This is a genomic window from Bacteroides sp. L10-4 (assembly GCF_013373675.1).
Lineage (GTDB): Bacteria > Bacteroidota > Bacteroidia > Bacteroidales > Bacteroidaceae > Bacteroides > Bacteroides muris.
The window spans coordinates 52,505-72,131 of record NZ_JABXJH010000009.1 but is presented as its reverse complement, the minus strand read 5'-3'; the positions used below and the strand labels follow the sequence as shown (position 1 = coordinate 72,131).

23 protein-coding genes, 1 tRNA gene and 1 pseudogene are annotated in these 19,627 nt (G+C 39.7%); 11 read left to right on the top strand and 14 right to left on the bottom strand.

The window, feature by feature from the left end; translation table 11 throughout:
• Positions 1-10: 10 nt before the first annotated feature.
• The gene (locus tag HU824_RS04880) at positions 11-547 is read left to right on the top strand and encodes a GNAT family N-acetyltransferase (protein ID WP_176468251.1); all 537 of its coding nucleotides are present in this window, start codon (positions 11-13) and stop codon (positions 545-547) included.
• Here the strand turns inward: HU824_RS04880 and HU824_RS04875 are convergent.
• From HU824_RS04875 to HU824_RS04865, 3 genes are all read right to left on the bottom strand, one after another.
• Positions 540-1,133, bottom strand: a complete 594-nt coding sequence (locus HU824_RS04875) for a YqgE/AlgH family protein (protein WP_168354321.1) — start codon at positions 1,131-1,133, stop codon at positions 540-542. The two genes, HU824_RS04880 and HU824_RS04875, sit on opposite strands and share 8 nt — an antisense overlap.
• Positions 1,134-1,317: 184 nt before the next feature.
• Positions 1,318-1,512: a hypothetical protein gene (locus HU824_RS19965; protein WP_287132417.1), complete on the bottom strand. Its 195-nt coding sequence runs from the start codon at positions 1,510-1,512 to the stop codon at positions 1,318-1,320.
• 13 nt (positions 1,513-1,525) lie between these two features.
• A complete protein-coding gene (locus HU824_RS04865; protein WP_136010362.1) occupies positions 1,526-2,842 on the bottom strand; it encodes a pyridoxal phosphate-dependent aminotransferase in 1,317 nt (438 codons plus the stop codon).
• A 165-nt stretch (positions 2,843-3,007) separates the two neighbouring features.
• On the opposite strand from HU824_RS04865, the gene HU824_RS04860 reads away from it, so the two are divergent.
• Positions 3,008-3,081, top strand: a tRNA-Asp gene (locus HU824_RS04860).
• Between the two features lie 243 nt (positions 3,082-3,324).
• On the top strand, positions 3,325-4,548 hold the full coding sequence (locus tag HU824_RS04855; protein WP_176468249.1) for a site-specific integrase: 1,224 nt from the start codon (positions 3,325-3,327) through the stop codon (positions 4,546-4,548).
• 8 nt (positions 4,549-4,556) lie between these two features.
• Here HU824_RS04855 and HU824_RS04850 read toward each other — a convergent pair whose 3' ends face one another.
• The 5 genes from HU824_RS04850 to HU824_RS04830 form a co-directional block, all read right to left on the bottom strand.
• Positions 4,557-5,405 (bottom strand): reverse transcriptase family protein, encoded by an 849-nt coding sequence (locus HU824_RS04850; protein WP_010992853.1) that lies wholly within the window; start codon positions 5,403-5,405, stop codon positions 4,557-4,559.
• Positions 5,406-6,251: 846 nt separating this feature from the next.
• On the bottom strand, positions 6,252-6,545 hold the full coding sequence (locus HU824_RS04845; RefSeq protein ID WP_102408100.1) for a helix-turn-helix domain-containing protein: 294 nt from the start codon (positions 6,543-6,545) through the stop codon (positions 6,252-6,254).
• Between the two features lie 59 nt (positions 6,546-6,604).
• The gene (locus HU824_RS04840) at positions 6,605-6,907 is read right to left on the bottom strand and encodes a DUF3876 domain-containing protein (RefSeq protein ID WP_176468248.1); all 303 of its coding nucleotides are present in this window, start codon (positions 6,905-6,907) and stop codon (positions 6,605-6,607) included.
• A gap of 10 nt (positions 6,908-6,917) precedes the next feature.
• Complete coding sequence (locus HU824_RS04835) at positions 6,918-7,223, bottom strand: helix-turn-helix domain-containing protein (RefSeq protein ID WP_102408102.1); 306 nt, start codon at positions 7,221-7,223, stop codon at positions 6,918-6,920.
• Positions 7,220-7,507, bottom strand: a complete 288-nt coding sequence (locus tag HU824_RS04830) for a DUF3408 domain-containing protein (protein ID WP_102408103.1) — start codon at positions 7,505-7,507, stop codon at positions 7,220-7,222. Before HU824_RS04830 ends, HU824_RS04835 begins: the two co-directional genes overlap by 4 nt.
• A gap of 489 nt (positions 7,508-7,996) precedes the next feature.
• Here HU824_RS04830 and mobA point away from each other — a divergent pair, with 489 nt between their 5' ends.
• A complete protein-coding gene (gene mobA, locus HU824_RS04825) occupies positions 7,997-8,446 on the top strand; it encodes a conjugal transfer protein MobA (RefSeq protein ID WP_102409377.1) in 450 nt (149 codons plus the stop codon).
• Between the two features lie 66 nt (positions 8,447-8,512).
• Here the strand turns inward: mobA and HU824_RS04820 are convergent, their stop codons facing one another.
• From HU824_RS04820 to HU824_RS04800, 6 genes are all read right to left on the bottom strand, one after another.
• Entirely contained in the window at positions 8,513-8,836 is a 324-nt protein-coding gene (locus HU824_RS04820; RefSeq protein WP_102409379.1) for a helix-turn-helix domain-containing protein, read from the bottom strand.
• A 130-nt stretch (positions 8,837-8,966) separates the two neighbouring features.
• Positions 8,967-9,386: an RteC domain-containing protein gene (locus HU824_RS04815; protein ID WP_164088330.1), complete on the bottom strand. Its 420-nt coding sequence runs from the start codon at positions 9,384-9,386 to the stop codon at positions 8,967-8,969.
• Positions 9,340-9,579 carry a hypothetical protein gene (locus tag HU824_RS19670; RefSeq protein WP_010992862.1) on the bottom strand — a complete coding sequence of 80 codons (240 nt, stop codon included), beginning with the start codon at positions 9,577-9,579 and terminating at the stop codon, positions 9,340-9,342. Before HU824_RS19670 ends, HU824_RS04815 begins: the two co-directional genes overlap by 47 nt.
• A 57-nt stretch (positions 9,580-9,636) precedes the next feature.
• Positions 9,637-10,638, bottom strand: a complete 1,002-nt coding sequence (locus HU824_RS04810) for an aldo/keto reductase (protein WP_176468247.1) — start codon at positions 10,636-10,638, stop codon at positions 9,637-9,639.
• A 68-nt stretch (positions 10,639-10,706) separates the two neighbouring features.
• Positions 10,707-11,624 carry an AraC family transcriptional regulator gene (locus tag HU824_RS04805; protein ID WP_041926219.1) on the bottom strand — a complete coding sequence of 306 codons (918 nt, stop codon included), beginning with the start codon at positions 11,622-11,624 and terminating at the stop codon, positions 10,707-10,709.
• A 19-nt stretch (positions 11,625-11,643) separates the two neighbouring features.
• Positions 11,644-12,729, bottom strand: coding sequence for a hypothetical protein (locus HU824_RS04800; protein WP_102408105.1), 1,086 nt, complete (start codon positions 12,727-12,729; stop codon positions 11,644-11,646).
• 525 nt (positions 12,730-13,254) lie between these two features.
• Between HU824_RS04800 and HU824_RS04795 the strand changes: the two genes are divergently transcribed.
• The 7 genes and pseudogenes from HU824_RS04795 to HU824_RS04765 all read left to right on the top strand — a co-directional run bounded on the left by HU824_RS04795 (position 13,255) and on the right by HU824_RS04765 (position 19,591).
• Positions 13,255-14,250 carry a flavin reductase gene (locus tag HU824_RS04795; protein ID WP_176468246.1) on the top strand — a complete coding sequence of 332 codons (996 nt, stop codon included), beginning with the start codon at positions 13,255-13,257 and terminating at the stop codon, positions 14,248-14,250.
• A gap of 11 nt (positions 14,251-14,261) precedes the next feature.
• Positions 14,262-15,077: a carboxymuconolactone decarboxylase family protein gene (locus HU824_RS04790; RefSeq protein WP_176468245.1), complete on the top strand. Its 816-nt coding sequence runs from the start codon at positions 14,262-14,264 to the stop codon at positions 15,075-15,077.
• A 234-nt stretch (positions 15,078-15,311) separates the two neighbouring features.
• Positions 15,312-15,467 (top strand): annotated as a pseudogene (locus HU824_RS04785) (AAA family ATPase); the annotation flags it as partial.
• A gap of 332 nt (positions 15,468-15,799) precedes the next feature.
• The gene (locus HU824_RS04780) at positions 15,800-17,017 is read left to right on the top strand and encodes a sugar MFS transporter (protein ID WP_136010371.1); all 1,218 of its coding nucleotides are present in this window, start codon (positions 15,800-15,802) and stop codon (positions 17,015-17,017) included.
• Positions 17,018-17,370: 353 nt separating this feature from the next.
• Positions 17,371-17,766 carry a hypothetical protein gene (locus tag HU824_RS04775; RefSeq protein ID WP_176468243.1) on the top strand — a complete coding sequence of 132 codons (396 nt, stop codon included), beginning with the start codon at positions 17,371-17,373 and terminating at the stop codon, positions 17,764-17,766.
• A gap of 2 nt (positions 17,767-17,768) precedes the next feature.
• Positions 17,769-19,058 (top strand): DUF3440 domain-containing protein, encoded by a 1,290-nt coding sequence (locus HU824_RS04770; protein ID WP_176468242.1) that lies wholly within the window; start codon positions 17,769-17,771, stop codon positions 19,056-19,058.
• Positions 19,055-19,591 carry a ParB/RepB/Spo0J family partition protein gene (locus tag HU824_RS04765; RefSeq protein ID WP_136010374.1) on the top strand — a complete coding sequence of 179 codons (537 nt, stop codon included), beginning with the start codon at positions 19,055-19,057 and terminating at the stop codon, positions 19,589-19,591. Before HU824_RS04770 ends, HU824_RS04765 begins: the two co-directional genes overlap by 4 nt.
• Positions 19,592-19,627 lie beyond the last annotated feature (36 nt).

Here is a 19,627-nt window from a genome sequence, read left to right as displayed (position 1 = left end):
ACTGAAAAATATGAATAAATCTTATTTCTGCAGTGAAAGGGTGCGTCTTCGTGCTATGGAGCCGGAAGACCTGGAAGTGATGTATTCCATGGAGAATGATTCCCGGACTTGGGATGTGACGAACTTTACCGTGCCTTATTCCAGATTTGTATTGAAACAATATATAGAGAATTCCGAGTGCGATATGTTTGCCGACCGCCAACTGCGTATGATGATTGTACGTGTAGAGGATGATGCGGTGATAGGTACTATTGACATTACAGAGTTTTCTCCCATGCATGCCCGTGGAGAGGTGGGCATTGCCATACGGAAGGAGTATCAGGGCAATGGTTATGCCAAGGAAGCGTTGTGCTTGCTGTGCGACTATGTTTTCGGTTTCTTGTATCTGAGACAGCTGATAGTTCATATTTCGTTGGATAATGAGGCAAGTATCCGCCTTTTTGAATCCTGCGGTTTTGTGCGTTGCGGGCTTTTGAAGGAGTGGTGGCGCGTAGGAGGGCGTTATAAGGATGTCGTACTGTTGCAGCTTCTCCGCAGCGCTAATTGAGTGCGGGAATCTGGGGGAAGCGCGACCATATTTCATATTTTGCTCCAAGCTTGCACAGTGCTTTCTTCCAGAGTGTACCGCTGGCCGCCTCGTCCATTAGCGAACTGATGTTTTCTTTGCCTACCAGCCAGGTGTTTTCTTCAATTTCCCGGCCCAGCTGTTCGTACTCCCAGCCGGAGTATCCCAAGAAGAATCTGATTTTGCCTTTAACGGGATTTCCCTGCATGATGTAGTTTTTGATGTATTCAAAGTCACCGTTCAGGTAGAAGCCTTTACCGATGGATAATGCTCCGGTAATGCCTTTGAGAGTGTGCAGATAGAACAACGTATCTGTACTGAGCGGTCCTCCTTTATAGATAGGTATGTTTTCCGGGCAGTTGAAGTCCTTCAGCACATCATTCAAGAATAGAGGGAGAGGTTTGTTCAGAACCAGCCCCATTGTGCCGTCATGTGTATGATCCACCAGCAGAATGACAGACCGTCCAAACATATGGTCACACAAAAAGGGTTCGGAAATCAAGACCTTTCCCCGGGCAGGAACCACATGGTTTGTTTCTATCTTGAATAGATTTATATTGCTATACATGCCACTAATATACATAATATTCCACAATAAACAAAAAAACTTAGCTGTTTTTCATTTTAAAAGTTTCTTTTCTCGGACTTCATGGCCTTTTTATTCGGAGAGAATACTTAAGCTTGCAGATAATGGGCAATTTAATACAATGAAATATACTACACTATTTATACGTTAATTTTAGGGCTGTTTTCTATAGGACGGATTGCTTGGAGGAATTTATAGAGCGTATGCAGCGTCCGGGACATTCGTTCGCCATCTGAACTTTTCTGGCAGACTGAAGACGGAGAATGTCGAACGGTATGCCGCTGTGGTAGAGGCGCTGGGTAGAGATGGCAATGCCGGCACCCGATTGTGGTGGGATACCGGCATCAATTGATAGGGGCATATAGGACTGTCTTTTATTGGACGGGGTGATTTTCGGCAAAAATTGCCATACGTTCGTCCAGTTGGTCGTACTGATGGTCTTGGATAAAGGAAGTGCAGGCACGCAATCCTTCTTGATGGCTTCCGGTAGTTACCAGCGAAATGGCGCTTACGCCGTAGTACATCAATTCCCGTGCAAGTTCTCCGCTACTCATACCCGGATAGCCGATGGTGAAGTAGAAACCGTCGGCAACGGAATCACCCAAATCATTGTCGTATACCAAATGGAAACCGTGGCGCAAGAAGATTTCCTTCAGGCGGTGAGCACGTTCGCCGTACACTTTCACTTCATCAAGGAAGTTGTATTGACCTTCATTGGCTGCTTTAAGCATGGCGGCAAGAGCATACTGCGCAGAGTGGCTGGTGCCGGAGGAGAGTGCATAGAGTACGCGGTGGATGAATACTGTGCCGAAGGTTCCGCCTCCGTAGCGTTGTGTCAGCCCGGGATAGACGCGGTCATACAGTTTGTCTGATATGCAGCTTACACCGATGCGTTGGCCGGCATAGCTGAACGCTTTGGAACCGGAAATGAGCAGCACGTAATTGTCTGTATAGTGTGCCACGGAAGGTTGGTAAGGCGCTTGAAACGGTTTGCTCAGGTCTTGGCGGAAGTCCATGGCAAAGTAGGCGAGGTCTTCCAGAACAATGACGTCATATTGGGTTGCCAGTTCGCCAATGATGCGCAACTCTTCTTCTTTCAGGCAAATCCAGCTGGGATTGTTAGGGTTGGAATAGACGATGGCAGAGATATTACCCTTGCTGAGGTAACTTTCCAGTTTCGCTTTCAGCTTGCTGCCACGGTAGTCGTATACGTCAAAGGTTTCATATTTCTGTCCCATTACGACCAACTGCTGCTTCTGTACCGGGAAACCGGGGTCGATGAAGAGAATGGTATCCTTTTTCTCATCGCACTGGCTGCACGTGAGGAATGAAGCAAAAGTTCCTTGCATGGAGCCGGTAACTGGTACGCAACCTTCGGGGGCCACATCTGCATTGATAAAGGCTTTGATAAAACGTGATGCTTCCTGCTTCAAGGCGGGAAGTCCGTTTATATCCGGATAGAGGCTGGCGATGCCATTCTGCAAAGCTTCCACTTCGGCCTTTACGCCCACGGCAGAGGGGGGGAGTCCGGGTACACCCATTTCCATTTTTATGAATTCCACACCTGATGCTGTTTCGGCATTGGCGGCAATGGCTTTTACTTCACGGATGGTTGCTTTGGCAAAGTCTGTGATATGAAAATCTGCGATAGTTTCATCTATCAACTTACGTTCAATAGGAGTATTTCTCATGATTTCAATATTAATTTGGTTTTGCAAAGGTAACATAAATCTCTTATAATCAAGTTGTGTTGAAAAAAAGATGTTTTTTTTTCTTTCAAGCTATTGCAGATATAAAAAAAATGTCTACCTTTGCAACCGCAATCGAGAGAGATAGCAACTAAGAAATGAAATAATGGTGCGTTAGTTCAGTTGGTTAGAATACATGCCTGTCACGCATGGGGTCACGGGTTCGAGTCCCGTACGCACCGCGAAAGCAAATAGCAAATTAAAGCAAAGCTCTGAAATTCAAGGATTTCAGAGCTTTTTCTTTTTCCTCACATTGGCAAAGAATAGCGGTTTAAAGTAGTTCTCACGTGGCTTATTCGTGGGACTTTTTGAAAGTCGATTTTGCTCCCACGAATTGACGCATTTGTCTTTGATTGTCAGTGTTTTGCGTAGCTGGTTTTTGAGCGTAACAAATTAATTTTGTACCACTTAAAAATCAAAGAATTATGGGAGCAGTGAAAAGAAACACACTAAGCGTATTGTTCATCATTAAGAAATCAAAACTTCTGAAAAACGGTGAAGCTCCTGTTTGTATGCGCATCACCGTAAACAGACGAGTAGCCGAAGTTATGATTAAACGGAGTATTCCTGTAGACTTGTGGAATCAGAAAAAGGAATGTTCCAAAGGAAAAGACCGTGTAGCCACCGAACTAAACCACTATATCAATACGGTTCGTGCCAAAGTATTGCAGATACACCGTAAACTGGAAATAGACAACAAATCGATAACAGCCGATATAATAAAGGATTGTTTCTACGGACGGGATAAGGTACAGCGCAGCTTGCTGGAAGTGTATGCAGAGCATAACGAAAAATGTCGTGCCCTGATTGGCAAAGAATATACGGAAAGCACAGTTACCAAGTTTGATACTTCCATAAACCGCCTGAAAGAATATATTCGCAGTAATTACCACCGTGATGATATAATGTTGGCAGAACTGGATGGACAGTTTATCCGTGACTTTGATTTTTGGCTGAAAACGGACAAGCATTGCCAAAATAACTCCGCATTGAAACATTTGAAGAACTTGAAAAAGGTTATCCGCATTGCTTTAGCTAACGATTGGATAAAGAAAGACCCGTTTTACGGCATCCACTTCAAGCAGGATGAAGTAAATGTAGAGTTTCTTTCACGTGAAGAACTGGATATTCTGATGAACAAAGAATTTACTATCAAACGATTGGAGCAGGTAAGAGATGTTTTTGTTTTTTGTTGTTTTACCGCGCTCGCTTTCGTGGATGTGCAGCAATTAAGCCGTGAACACCTGATAAAAGACAATAACGGTGCTTTGTGGATACGCAAGGCACGACAGAAAACTAATCAGATGTGTAATGTTCCCGTCTTATCTATTCCTCAAAGGATATTGAGAAAATATGAAGATAATGCAGAGTGCATAAAAAAAGGAGTACTTTTGCCTGTAATCAGTAATCAGCGCATGAATGCCTATCTAAAGGAAATCGCTGATTTATGCGGCATTACCAAACGCTTAACTACACATGTGGCACGCCATACTGCGGCTACCATCGTTTTCCTTGCCAATGATGTATCAATGGAAAATGTATCTAAGATTTTGGGACATTCCAATATAAGAATGACACAGCATTATGCAAAGGTTTTAGATAGCTCCATTATGCGTGATATGGTGAATGTGGAGAAGAATTTTAAATAGAAAAAGAATTATGCTTGCTTTATTCTTTGACGATACATAGTTAGTCCTTTTATCTTTAAGAATGCTTGTTCATTGTTTTGAACGTCCGCCTTGATTCGCTTTATTCTTTTATTATATGATTGTGGTATTTTAAGTTTATTGTTTTGACATATTACACCAGTAACTATTGGATTTTTTGTTTTATAAAAAGTTTTAGAATGACTAATTTTATATCCTGAAGTAGTTATAATAGATAATATTTCAGGGATTTTTTTATGGAAATCTATAGAAGAAGACATTGTTATATCATCAACAAATATTGAAAATTTAATATTATTCTCTTTTGCTAATGCCTGTATTCTATCGCCAACAGGCTTGAATACCAAATTAGCTATTAATGTTGATGTTGGAACACCTTGTGGAACTTGATAATTATGTGTAGTAAGTTTAGTTAAAGTTCTTGCAATTTCAGGGGTGCATCCTAATTTTAAAAACATATAAAACACCATTTTATGATTAATGGAAGGAAAAAATGATTTCAAGTCTGTAGTAAATACATATTTATTACCTTGATGATATTTAGCGTTAAGAATATTATCCTTCTTAGGAATACCTCCAAAAAAATAATTAGGAAGAGTTGTTTTTGAAAGTAAATAGTTATACAATCTTTTTTGTATAACTTTCAAATCTTTATTAGTGGAGTTAATTGTGCGTTTTTTTATTGTTCCATCAGAATTATATAAAGGTTCATTGGTGTCTTTATTTAATTTAGGCTTTTCCCATGTAGAGTAATATTTATCTATATTCTCTATAATGGAATCCAATTGTTGACGAGAAACTTTTAGTATATATAGCAAATGCTTTTCGGTTGTAATCATCCTACTAAAATGTATAAAAGAAATTAGAGAGCCGATAGAATATCAAAAACGGTTTTCAAAAAACTGTATATTTTTGAAATAACTGGAATTACCTTAAACAAACTTTTAAAAAGTAGATATAAGGTGCTTCCACATTTTTGAATAGACTTTAATAGTTGAGAGAACTCATCTATTTTTTTTGTCATTCTTCCTATCTTCGAAGAGCAATGGGAGGTTTTTATTTTTCCTCCTTTTGAAGGTATAACCTTTTTCATGATATATAATATTAAATGATTATATGGCAATATCGCCATGTCCTCAATCAATATTACTAATAACCAATAATACTATATACATTACCTTCTTTTGCTCTCTATTTTCATGTCCTAACAGACGTAGAGACGATTTACAAGTGGGGAATCCCTATATAGAATGCCAACAAACTATAAATGGATAAACCACTATCTCTGATGTTTATCATTAATATAGATGAACACAGATGCTCGTCCCATAAAACCATATTGGTGTGATAAATCACTTTAATTTTGTAGTACTATTGGTTAAATTGTACCTTCTTCTACATTCTTTCAAAGAACGAATACTTTGCAAAAGTATAGAATAAAATAGTATTACCAAAGAAAAATGCTATGTAATTTTCCCAAGCTGAATAAAACATTAACAAAGGTAAGCTCCGTATTCCGTCCGTTCAAGTCCAAGCCCTACGGGTTTAACTAAAAATCTCCACACCTGCGCTACGCTCCGGGTTGTATTTTTAGTTAAAGACTTGCACAGACGAAATACTACACTAATAAAGTTAATGTTCTTAGTCAGTTTCGGAAAAAAATGTGTGTTTTTAAGAATGGTAGGCTATTCCTGCCGTTCTTTATTATAATAGGTCTGCAAAAGCCTTTCTATATCACTTTGACGGTAGATTATTTTGCCTTTTATCTGAATGTAAGGGATAACGCCCGTATCTCTCCATTCTTGCAGCGTGCGGATGCTTACTTTCAGATATTTGGATGCTTCCCGGTTGCTTAGAAACTTTTCACCGTTCAAATGCTGTCTGTTTTTCTTTGCCAGTTGGCTGATACCGTCTAATATTTTATCCATAGACTGAAAGAAGTCCCTAATTATTTCACTGTTGCCGTTTATCAGTTCCATATTGTTATATCGTTCTATTGATTTATAATTCGTTTGAATGATTGACAGACATACATCTGTCAGTTACGCAGATACTCGCCATAGTAAAATATGGAAATACTATCTTTTACCGTATCATAGCCGATATAAAGCCGTTTAAAGGCTTCAACGATGAAGTAACGGTTATCTTCTTTCTGTATCTCGTAAACGGCTGGTTTCACCTGTCCGTTATCAGATACATGGAGCATCGAAAGGAAATACTTTTTCTTGCTTTGGTATATCATCACCGTAGGATGAAGGTTTAAACTTTCCCAAATTCCGACAATGGCAGACAATTTGAATGACTGGTTTACTTCCGTATTATTTTCTTCTTTCTTTTCCATAGGACAATCTTTATTTATTGTTTGATTGATAATTCGTTATCTTGTTTTCCGTACATTCTACAATCAGTCTTTCAATATCGGCAGATTTATAGTATAGTTTGTTACCAATTTGGGAGTAGCCCAGTTTACCGCTATCCCGGTAGTTCTGCAAACTTCGGATGCTGATACCGAGCAGGGCACACACTTCACGACCTGACAGCCATTCATCCGGCTGGCGGGTATTCTCTTTGCAAATCCGTTCCACCTGACTGGCGAAGCCGGAAAACCGACCGCACACCTGTTTAAAAGTCTGTTCCTCAATAGTTATGATATTCATACGTTCTTCTCTTTTGGTTCGTTGAATATTCCTTTTTGCATTTCTTCCCGGTAGAGAGCCGAAAGAACATCATTGTGTGTATTCAAATGTTCTTCCAGTACGTTATCAATGAAATTTCCGATACTTACCTGTTTGCCTGTAATCACCCCTATAATCTGCATGATACGTTTCTGTATCTCTCCGCTTATGTACACGCTTTGACGGTTGCAGATTGTTCGCTTTTGGAGATACACCGCTTTGTAGTTCTCCTGTTTTTGCTGTAATGACTGTTTTACTTCTTCCATACTTTCATTTTTTAAAGGTTTATAAATAAGTTGATTGATTTCTGATACTGATTGAAAGAAAGCCAGCCAGTTTTATAGCTATATAATTTTATCTTTAAATAGCTTTCAATCATAGTTTAAACCCATTTCCAAAGATTGTTCGGCTGTCTTATATATTGCTTTCATTCAATCAATTTCAGGCAAAGAAAGGGGTAAAAACAGACGCTTTAAAAAATAGGGTTACTTTGACCGTTTGTGTCGTTATTTGGCGTAGTGGGCTATATTTCAAAGACAATTTGCTGTCTGTAATTTTGTAAACGATAAACAGACAGAAGAAGAAGCCGAACCGCTTGCTTTGGCAATCCGACGAAAGGAGGATTTTTATGTTCATTAGAACATAGCAAGTTGTGTTTTGAGGTCCGCTATTCGCTTTTTGCACCTCAAAACCTTGCCACCTGATAAGGTGGTTTGGTTTACTCCGAAGTCGTAAACCTTGTAAAAATTATGATTATGGAACAGAAAAAGAAGTATCAACACAATGGAGGGCGCAAGCCTAAACTTGACCCACGAACACACCGCTATTCGTTCAATTTGGACGATGTAGAAAACGCCAAATTCCTGTCATTCTTTGATAGGTCAGGCTACACTATCAAAGCGCATTTTATTAAGAATTGCATTTTCGGTAAGTCATTTAAGGTTACGGTCAGGGATAAAAGTAAGGTTGATTATTACATTCAGCTAACACAGTTCTATTCACAATTCAGAAGTATAGGGCAGAATTATAATCAGGTAGTGAAAGAACTTCATTCCAATTTTTCAGAGAAGAAAGCACTTGCTTTACTTTACAGACTGGAACAATGTACTTTGGAATTGATAAAGACTAATGAAATGATAGTACTTTTAAGCAGACGGTTTGAACAGTCTTACCAAAGAGAGGGGACAATATCGGCAGAGGAATAAAAACGGCTTGCCAAAAAAGAAAAATCCCGAAGTTGCCACGTGTACAACTTCGGGATAGTTTCTTTCTTATTTGTCCGTTCCGTGTTCTTTTTCAAACTTTCGGAGCGTACCTACATCAAACCTTTCCTTTATGAACTCTCGCACATCAGAAGCCCGATAATAGGCTTTTCCGCTAATCATCATAAAGGATAGTATTTTTTTGCTTCGTAATCTCTGCAATGTTCGGGTACTTACTTTGAACAACAGGCATAAGTCCTGATTATCCAAAAGTTTATCGCCCGGCATTACTTCGGGATTGGTTTGCAAACTCTTCACGTCTTTTCCTACTTCTTCCAGTTTATCAAGTAGTTTTTGCATCCAGTCTTTGAACTCGTAATTATCTACATACATATTTGCTTCATTTTTCAAGTTATACATAAATGATTACCAATCGATTGATGAAGCAAAGTTCTGAAAATGGAAGCAAAGAAATTACAGGGTAGTATATGCTACCTCGTATAAATTTATGCTAAACACCTGATTATCTATACCCTTTATTTTCGTGTTCTTTGCGGATAAGGTTTGCCAGTTCATTAAGGAACTCTGTTAGTTTGGCTGGCTTTCGCTTGATGACATCCATGTACTTTTGATGATAATCACCTAATTTAATGTTAAAGAGCCATTCAAAGGCTTTTCCTAAGTCCGTCAGGTGAACAGGTTTTTCATTTTGATATATTATACGTTTTGACAGGAATAAGCCGCTGACTATTTCCATGATGTTGATAAGGCTTGTTTTGTCTGCTAAATGGAGAGGGGAAAGGGATAGTTTATTTGCGTGTTGCTCGAATTGTTCGGGGTATTTGATATGCAAATTCACTATGCGTACTTCTGTTTTGATTAGTTCTATTGCTTCATCAATCAAATGCAAATAGGGTATTTTTTTCTTGCTCAAACCGCACACGATACGATTTAAGCCGATGTAAGCCGAAAGAAAAATAACGTAATAAAACGCTGTAATCCTGTTCGTTGATACTAAAATCGGCTAAATGGGTAGCCAGTTCTTCAATAGCTTCTGTAAATTCGGATGCAGAAACTTTACGCTGTGAGTATTCCGATAATAATCGGAAGAATCTCTGTTCCAACAAATTATTCATTATGGGAATTATAGAAAGAAGTCCTACCAACGTGGTAGAACTTCCTTTTTTAATAAGTTATTTATTTACAAACTGAAAATCATATTCATTATATCTGTTACCAATATTAGGATATTTTTTTAAAAGCAGTTGTATATTAGAAACATCTTCCGTTGATAGATTTACATCTACCGCTTTTGCATTTTCTTCTAAATACTTAATCCGTTTAGTTCCCGGAATAGGAATTATATTTTCACTTTGTGCCAATATCCAAGCTAAGGCAAGTTGGGCTGGGGTTATTCCTTTGCTTTCTGCTATTTCTGCAATTTCAATAGCCAGTTTTTGATTATTTTCCCAATATTTACCGTTATAACGTGGCAAATGCTTGCGGAAATCATGTTCTTCCAACGCATTTACGTTGATAGTATTTGTTACTAAACCTCTGCCTAACGGTGAAAATGGAACTAAAGTTACACCTAATTCTTTTGTTAATGGCAGAATCTCTTTTTCGACATCATGTGTTAATAAAGAATATTCACTTTCAACCGCAGATATAGGATGAACATTACAAGCTCTTTTCAGTGATTCGGAAGAACATTCGCTTAGTCCCAAATAGCGTACTTTACCCTCTTTTACTAACTCTGCCATAGCTTCAACTGTTTCTTCGATTGGTATTGTGGGGTCAATCCGATGCGCATAATACAAGTCTATAGTTTCGATATTTAATCTTTTCAGGCTGTTCTCTACAGCTTGTTTTACATATCTTGGAGAAGCATCCACATAACTATCACCACCAACGAACACGCTACCTTGACTATTGCGTAAGCGAAAACCAAATTTTGTTGCAATGAAAATCTGATTTCTTTTTTCTGCTAATACTTTGGATAGCAATTCTTCATTAGCACCATTTCCATACACATCCGCAGTATCCCAAAAATTAATGCCAAGTTCTAAAGCACGATGCAATGTCTTAATGCTTTCTTTTTCGTCGGCTACTCCATACGCAGCACTCATTCCCATACAACCCAATCCGATAGCGGATAGGTTTACTTCTGTTTTGCCTAATTTTCTGTACTTCATTATTTATATTTTTTAGTCGGTACAAAATTAGGTAATGGAAATATGGCTGGTTAACACTATTCAAAGCATCATTTGCACAAATCAAATAATTGTTGTTCTCTAATTTCGCTTGGCGATTTTCCTGTGTGCTTACGATAGAATTTACTGAAATAGGCCATATTTTCAAATCCCAAGCTATAAGCAATTTCTGAAATAGAAAAATTACTATGTAATAAATACTGGGTACATTCTTTGATTATTCTTTCCGCAATCATTGTAGAGGTAGTTTTTCCAGTAGTATCTTTTACCACTTTATTTAAATGATTAACGTGTATAGACAAACGGTTTGCATAATCGGCAGGAGTGCGCAAACTTAATACTGAATGTGGATAATCAACAGGAAATTGTCTATCCAATAATTCTATAAATAATTCGGTAATACGTTGCGAAGCATTCGGATGTGATTCATATTTATTAGACTCCTGCATTTTTAAAGCTGTATGTATCAACAAATGAAGATAACAACGTAAAACATCATGTTTGTTTGCATAGTCTGACTGGTTTTCTTCCTGCATTTGTGTGTATATATCCATGACTTTGGCAACTTGTGCGTCATTCAAGAAGAAAACCTTATCTCCAGTAACTTTGAATAATGGTGTATTAGCCAAAGAGCCATTCTTTTCTTCTGACTGAACAAACTGCTCATTGAATATGCAGAACATACCTTTCTGTTCTTCACTAATTGATTCCCAAGCATAAGGGACTAAAGGATTAGAAAATAACATAGCAGGACGATTTACTAAAATCCATTTATCTGCATAATATAGTTTTCCCACACCAATAATCAATGTGACTTTATAAAAATCTCTATAACTGAATTGTACTGTCCCAAAATTACATTGTCGGGAAAGAACATTGAAATATGGGTTCTCCTTAGAGTAGGTTGTACCCAGTTGAGGGTCACAACGCTGGATTCTTTTATAGAACTGTGGAATACTTTCGGACATAATATTCAATATTGTATCGTTAGAGTCCTATAATATTTTTAATTTTTTGTATATTCTCAATGGTTAGATTATCATTATTACATTTAGGACATAATATTGCTTCTGTTTCAAAAAAGAATTCATAATCATCCCGTTTTAGAAAGTACTTATTTTTACAGATAGGACAGGTAAATCGTATTTTCTTATTGAATAATATGAAAATAGAATCTTTTTTTGTGCGAAGATAACTCTCTGTAAATAAGGAAAAACCAATTGTTCTTCTTAGCCTTTTTACAATGCTTAAGTTTTGATTATCGGTGTCTTTTAATATTGAGAATATCAACTTGTCAATAATATCTACTGCATATATAAGTATATATGGGACTACCCAATAATACTGTTTGTAATATAGAGCAAAATCTTCTTCTTGAGAAAAAACAAAATTAAAATTTTGTGGTTCTGTTCGATAATTCTTATCTTTAGTAACAATATGTAAAGCATGATTAGAAATCCCATTAATCCCATATTCGCATAATTTGTTATAACGTAAATCGTGAACAAAATCAGCGTCAAATAAAGGATTTGTTAGGCAATCTACTGCATTCTTAATAACATCCACTTTGTTTATATTTTTACTACTTGGGTCATACGTTTCCACAGTATCTGAATGAAAAAATCTATATATAAAATCAGAACGATTATATAGTAACTGTTCTAATATTAGTAATTCATCTGTAAAGGGTTTACGAATTAATGCATAGGCAACTGTTATTTTTCCTCTTTTTGCACAATATAAAGATTCAAAAACAAAATTGATAAAATCCGACGTTATAGAAAGTATTATATGTTTAGTCAAGATTAATTCTAAATCTTTGTTTTTATTATTCCATGTAAGCCAGTCGATTGCATGAATTTTATTCTTATTCAGTTCGTCCATTCCAGTCTCGCTTCCATCTAAAATTGACTCTGTATGATATAAGTCCTGATAATTTTTTTCTTTATATATTTCCGTTAATTGGTCATATATTACAGCACAAATATCTTGAATTCTATGATAGCATTTAGGCAAGAAAATTTGCTCGTTGGGAGTAATTGCTAATACTGGGGCTGTTTTTTCTGGTTTCATAGGCTATAGATGTTTATAGACAAAGATACAAATAATGAAATGGCATACAATATTCATCTAAAACTATTTTTCTGAAAATAATGATGTCTTTGCATTTTTGTTGTATCTTTGCCCTAACTCAAACAACCACCGCAACACCAAGCAATCTAAAGAATTGCACACGTGGGGTTATTAGTGGGAGAAAGAATTAAGAGCTTGCTAAGATATTGAGTACTTGAAGAATAAAACTAAGGTTCATCTTCCGTACGCACCGCAAAATCAAATTAAAGCAAAGCTCTGAAATCCAAGAATTTCAGAGCTTTCTTGTTTTCTGTATCGGCAAGAATAACGATTTAAAAAACATGCGTGGGATTATTCGTAGGATTCCTGCCAGTCTTACTATACTCATCTGATGAACTTGAACTTTCTTGCGGTATAATCGGGAATTCGGGTACAAATATCCGTAACTCATATACGTCTTCGCTTGTGCTATCGCGGTATCTTTGTCATCAGAAGTTTAACAAGAAAAATAGAGTAATATAGAGTATGGCAAAAACAATTTTAGGAGCTTTGTCACTGCTTGTCATAATATCGTGCAGTATCCCCGTGAAGGAGAACACCGTTCAACCTAATATAATGGAAACGAACAAGAAAAATCTCGGAAATCTGTTGGCGCTCTATCCCAAGCCGATGACGGTTGTCGGGGCGGAGGTTGAAGGGAAAGTAAACTGGCTAGTGGTAGGCCATACGGGTGTTATTGGACATGACCGGATACTCATCAGCATGAGTAAAAGCCATTACACTAATCAAGGAATAAAGGACTCAAAACGACTTTCCATCAATCTAGTGAGTCGTGAAATATTGCAGAAAGCTGACTATGTGGGAAGTGTAAGCGGTGCGACGGTCGATAAGTCAGAGGTGTTCGCCTACCATATTGGCGAAAACGGTACCCCCGTTATAGACGCATCGCCACTCACCATGGAGTGTGAGGTGGTAGACATCTATGAAACTGAAAGTTTCGACAATTTCATTTGTGCGATAGTCAATACATATGCTGTTCCTGAAGTACTTGATAATAACGGGAAACTCGACTATACGAAGCTGAAACCTGTATTGTTTGAATTTCCGACCTATTCCTACCTTGCCACGGGAGAGATTATCGGCAAATGCCTGAATCTGGATAAGCAGCCGGGTATGTGCGCCAAAGAGCCGATGAGTGCTGACGGTATCGTGCGGTTGTCGAAAATTGAGTTTTATCCGCAGTATCTCGACGAGTATATGAAATACGCAATCGAAGTAGGCGAAATCTCTCTGCGCACCGAATCGGGCGTGCTGACTATGTATGCGGTCGGCGAGAAGGAGAATCCCTGCAAGGTGACCATCCTCGAAACCTATGCGAGTCATGCGGCTTATGAAAAACATATTGCATCAGAACATTTTCAGAAATACAAGCAAGGAACGTTGCACATGGTCAAATCATTGGTCTTGTCTGACCAGACGCCACTTAATCCGGCTAACAAGCTCAATAACTTCATGCAATAAATAGAACGACTATGAACAAGATTTTTTTTATTTCAGTATTCAGCATTTTAACACTCAATGTTATGGCACAAGAAAAGATAGTACAGACAGCAGGACGCACCCAGTTGGGTGAGTTTGCTCCTAAATTTGCGGAGCTCAACGACGATGTCCTCTTTGGCGAGGTCTGGAGCCGCACCGACAAACTCGGTCTGCGCGACCGTAGTTTAGTAACTATTACCTCTCTTATCAGTCAGGGAATCACGGATAATTCGCTCGTGTTCCACCTTCAGTCGGCAAAAAAGAACGGCATCACCCGTACGGAGATTGCCGAAATCATCACCCATATTGGTTTCTATGCCGGTTGGCCCAAAGCGTGGGCAGCGTTTAATCTGGCCAAAGGCGTATGGGCAGAGGACACCGCCGGTAAAGATACCAAAGCCGCGTTCCAGCGTGAAATGATTTTCCCCATTGGAGAACCGAACACTGCATACGCACAGTACTTCATAGGTAACAGCTATCTCGCTCCCATTTCACGTAAGCAGGTTTCCGTCTCTAACGTCACTTTCGAGCCTCGTTGTCGCAATAACTGGCACATACACCGCGCTACTAAAGGCGGTGGACAGATGCTTATCAGTGTTGCCGGTCGTGGGTGGTATCAAGAAGAAGGCAAGCCGGCAGTAGAGATTCTACCCGGTACGGTTATCCATATCCCTGCAAATGTGAAGCATTGGCACGGAGCCGCTTCTGATGGTTGGTTTGCCCATCTTGCTTTCGAAGTTCCCGGAGAGGATACTTTTAATGAATGGCTAGAGCCGGTGACGGATGAAGAATACGATAAACTTAAATAATACAATCCACAAGTCAAAACTGAAACTATCATTTTGCTCTGTCATTAGCTTCGCTCAAAACCTTATCAGACTTTTTCATTAAAGTATAGTTTTTGCTTCGTTCTGACTGTGTTGAGACGGCCGAACTAAACGTCTTCTTTATCAGCATACAACAGCTGTACGAACACTTTGCTGAATATAAAGTATCACTTTATCGCGAGTAAAGCAACACTTTATTGCGAGTAAAGCAGTGCTTTATCAGTGATAAAGTATTACTTTATTACGAATAAAGTGTCTTTCGAGGGACTGGCCATGGAACGGCTGGAGCAGGAGTGGGAGGCCTATCCGGTGCTGCACGTCGATTTCAGTCTGACGAAATATACCGAGCTGCGCGACTTGACGGGGCAATTGTTATATATTGCCACTCGGTTTCCGTTAAATCTGTCTGATACATCTTTTTTTTAAGTTTGGTCGCTTCAAAGAAAGAAATAATCTGACGGATACGGAAACCTCTTTAGAAAAAGATTTCAGTCATTTTTAAATAGGCTCTTAGTTTTGTAGAAATTGTATTGTGGGATGGCATTTTTCATGGCTTAACATTGTATGATGGCAGTAAAGTTAGAGAAAAAGCTGCTCTGTACAATAGCGAATGTGAAAATGTTGGGAAAAGACCGGGAGTTTTGTTTATCTTTGCACCCGCAATTATCAATCGCCTTGTAACGATTGTCTGGAATTATCATATTATGAAACAGAAACGAATACCATTGGTGGGCAGACAATACCTTGTGCCCTTCATTTTGATTACCTCTCTTTTCTTTTTGTGGGGATTTGCCCATGCCATTCTGAATGTACTGAACAAGCACTTTCAAGAGATACTGGACATCACGAAGACGCATTCGGCCTTTATACAGATGACGATGTATATGGGATACTTCATCATGGCCATTCCTGCAGGACTTTTCATCAGTCGCTTCGGATACCGCCGGGGTGTGGTATTCGGACTGCTGCTCTACGGTATCGGTTCGCTGCTCTTTATCCCCGGGCAGCAATATTTGTCTTTTAATCTTTTCTTGTTTGCGTTGTTCGTGATAGGCTGTGGACTGACATTTCTTGAAACTGCCGCCAATCCTTATGCCACAGAATTGGGCGCAAAGGAAACAGCTGCCAGCCGACTGAATTTCGCGCAATCCTTCAACGGTCTGGGATGTATCTGTGCACCGGTGCTTGCCGGACTGCTGCTCTTTTCTAAGGATGGGCAGACGGGCTCGGGCAATGTCGCATTGCCCTATATCTGTATGGGGTTAGTTGTCCTGCTGGTAGCGCTGGTTTTTTCAAGAATCAAGTTGCCCGAGATTGAACATAGTGTGGAGGTGGACGAAGCTGGTAATAAGGTAGGATTGTGGTCGCACCGGCTTTTCATTTTCGGGCTGATAGCCTTGTTTGCTTATGAGGTCGGTGAGATTTCCATCAACAGCTTCTTTATCAACTATGTGGTGGAACAAAACTGGATGAATGCTCGCGAAGCTTCGGTAGTACTTTCTTTCGGCGGATTGGGACTGTTCATGTTGGGACGTTTTGCCGGTAGCTGGATTATGGGACGCGTACGTGCCGAGAAAATGTTGCTGGTGTGTGCCACGGGGACGGTAGTGACCACTTCGTTGGTGTTGCTGGATGTAGGGATGGTATCGCTTGCAGCTCTGTTGTGCGGATATGCGTTTGAGGCTATTATGTTTCCCACGATTTTTGCCCTTTCCTTGCGCGGGTTGGGCAATCATACCAAGAGGGCTTCCTCTTTCCTGATGATGTCTCCCGTGGGAGGCGTGGTAGGTCCGCTGTTGATGGGGCTGGTGGCAGATCATGCGACGATGGTGTGGGCGTTTATTGTACCGCTGGTTGCTTATTGCGTGGTATGGGCATATGCCCGCAAGATGGTGTCTGTCTCCACCGCTTCCTCAATATAGGAGGAAGCCTGAGATTCCGGCAAGGAAATCCATACGGGGACAGCCCGAAATGTAGGGAATCACAATCAGTGTGGCTACTGCCGGACGAATGCCGTTAAAGATGTGTATCCGCCACCGATAGTGAACATTTCTATCTTAGCAAAGATTATAAAAAGCAGTAAATATTTCATTATTTCTTTTCGGGTGACTTTTTTGCAAAGAACTCCCAATTAGTCAACATATACAAATTAGGAGGATAATATCTGTTTATTAATATTTTATCCGGTTATATTCTTAAATCTATTTAAAAGGAGGATATTCCGTCGTAAATAAGCTTTATCTTTAACACGTAATTTCAAATAATATGAATGTATATGATACAGATAGTACAATTACATGGTACGGATAAAAAACTGTATGAGCTTGTAGCCCCTTTGGTTATGAACCCGGAAGTGCTGAAACAGAACTACAATTTCCCTTTCCGGACATCGGAAGAGTACGAGTGGTTTGTTGCTCTGGATGATAAACATGTTGTAGGTTTTGTGCCGGTGGAGCATAAGAAACATAAATGTGTTATCAACAACTATTATATTGAGGAGAAAAATGTTGACACGCTGAAATTACTTCTGGAAAAGGTACTTGAGAAGCTGAGCGAGGAGAGCAGCCTGACAGCTGTCAGCTTTGTTGAGGATAGGGATGTCTTCGGTGAGCTGGGCTTTTTGGAAGACAAGGTATGGACTCGTTATGTGAAAATGGAGAAAAACAAATAATTATGGCTGCACCCAAAAATGTGTATGAACTGGCGCAAGAACGTCTTGATGTGATTTTCAGGGAGTTTGACACGGTATGCGTCTCTTTTTCGGGAGGAAAAGATAGTGGAGTGTTGCTGAATTTATGCATAGACTATATCCGCAGGAAACGGTTGGACTGTAAACTGTGTGTGTTCCACATGGACTATGAGATACAGTATAGCATGACCATTGATTATGTGAACCGGATATTGGAGGCAAATAAGGATATATTGGAGGTATATCGTGTTTGTGTGCCTTTTCGTGTAACGACTTGCACGTCGATGTACCAGAGTTACTGGCGTCCGTGGCAGGATGATTTGAAGGACATTTGGGTGAGGAAAATGCCGAAAGGCTGCCTCACTAAGGAGACATTTCCTTTCTATACTCCCAAAATGTGGGATTATGAGTTTCAGATGCATTTTGCCAAATGGCTGCATGAGAAGAAGAACGGAGTGCGTGCCTGCTTTCTCATAGGCATTCGTACGCAGGAGAGTTTTAACCGTTGGCGCAGCATCCATCTGAACCGGAAGTATCAGATGTACCACAATTACCGCTGGACCTCGAAAATAGGTAATGACATTTTCAATGCTTATCCCATTTATGACTGGAAGACGACAGATATCTGGACAGCCAACGGCAAATTCGGTTTTGACTATAACCATTTGTATGACCTATATTATAAAGCCGGGGTCAATATCGAACGTCAGCGTGTGGCAAGTCCTTTTCTCTGCGAGGCACAGGAGAGCCTGAAGCTGTATCGTGTCATCGATCCGAATACTTGGGGAAAAATGATAGGACGGGTCAACGGAGTGAACTTTACCGGTATTTACGGAGGGACGCGTGCCATGGGGTGGCAAACAGTCCGATTGCCCGAAGGGTATACGTGGAAAGGCTTTATGCAGTTCTTGCTTTCCACCTTGCCGGAAGAGACCCGGAGGAACTACTTGAAAAAGCTTACTGTCAGTATTGAATTCTGGCGTACAAAAGGGGGCTGTCTGGCTGACGAGACCATCCAGAAGCTGAGGGATGCAGGAGTGTCCATCGAAGTGATGAATACCACGAATTACAAGACGAACAAGAAACCGGTGCGCATGGACTATTTGGATGATATTGACATTGCGGAATTTCGGGAAATCCCCACTTATAAGCGGATGTGTATATGCATTCTGAAGAACGACCATGCCTGCAAGTACATGGGGTTTGCCTTGAACAAGGAAGAGGCATACAAAAGGGACAAGATAATGGAACAATTCAAAAATATGATGTTATGAGCGTAGATAAAAGTCCGGTATATAATGTAAAGGCGATTTCAATAGAGAAAATACAAGCGAACGATTACAATCCGAATGTAGTGGCACCGCCCGAAATGAGACTTCTGGAGCTTTCCATCTGGGAAGACGGTTTCACCATGCCTTGTGTCTGTTACTATGACGAAAAAGAAGACAACTATATTCTTGTAGACGGTTATCACCGTTATCAAGTGTTGAAGACATCCAAAAGAATTTATCAGCGCGAAAACGGGTTGCTTCCCGTGGTCGTAATCGACAAGGAACTTTCCAACCGCATGGCGTCCACTATCCGTCATAACCGTGCCCGTGGCACGCACAACATTGAGTTGATGTGTCATATTGTGGCAGAATTGGACAGAGCCGGCATGTCGGATGAATGGATAATGAAAAACATCGGGATGGACCGTGACGAAGTGTTGCGGTTAAAGCAAATTTCGGGCTTGGCAGACTTGTTTGCGAACAAGGACTTCAGTATTCCGGATAAGAAAGAAGAAGAGTATGTGGCAGATAAATGAAATATTTCAGGGGCAGATTTTTCAATCTGCCTCTTT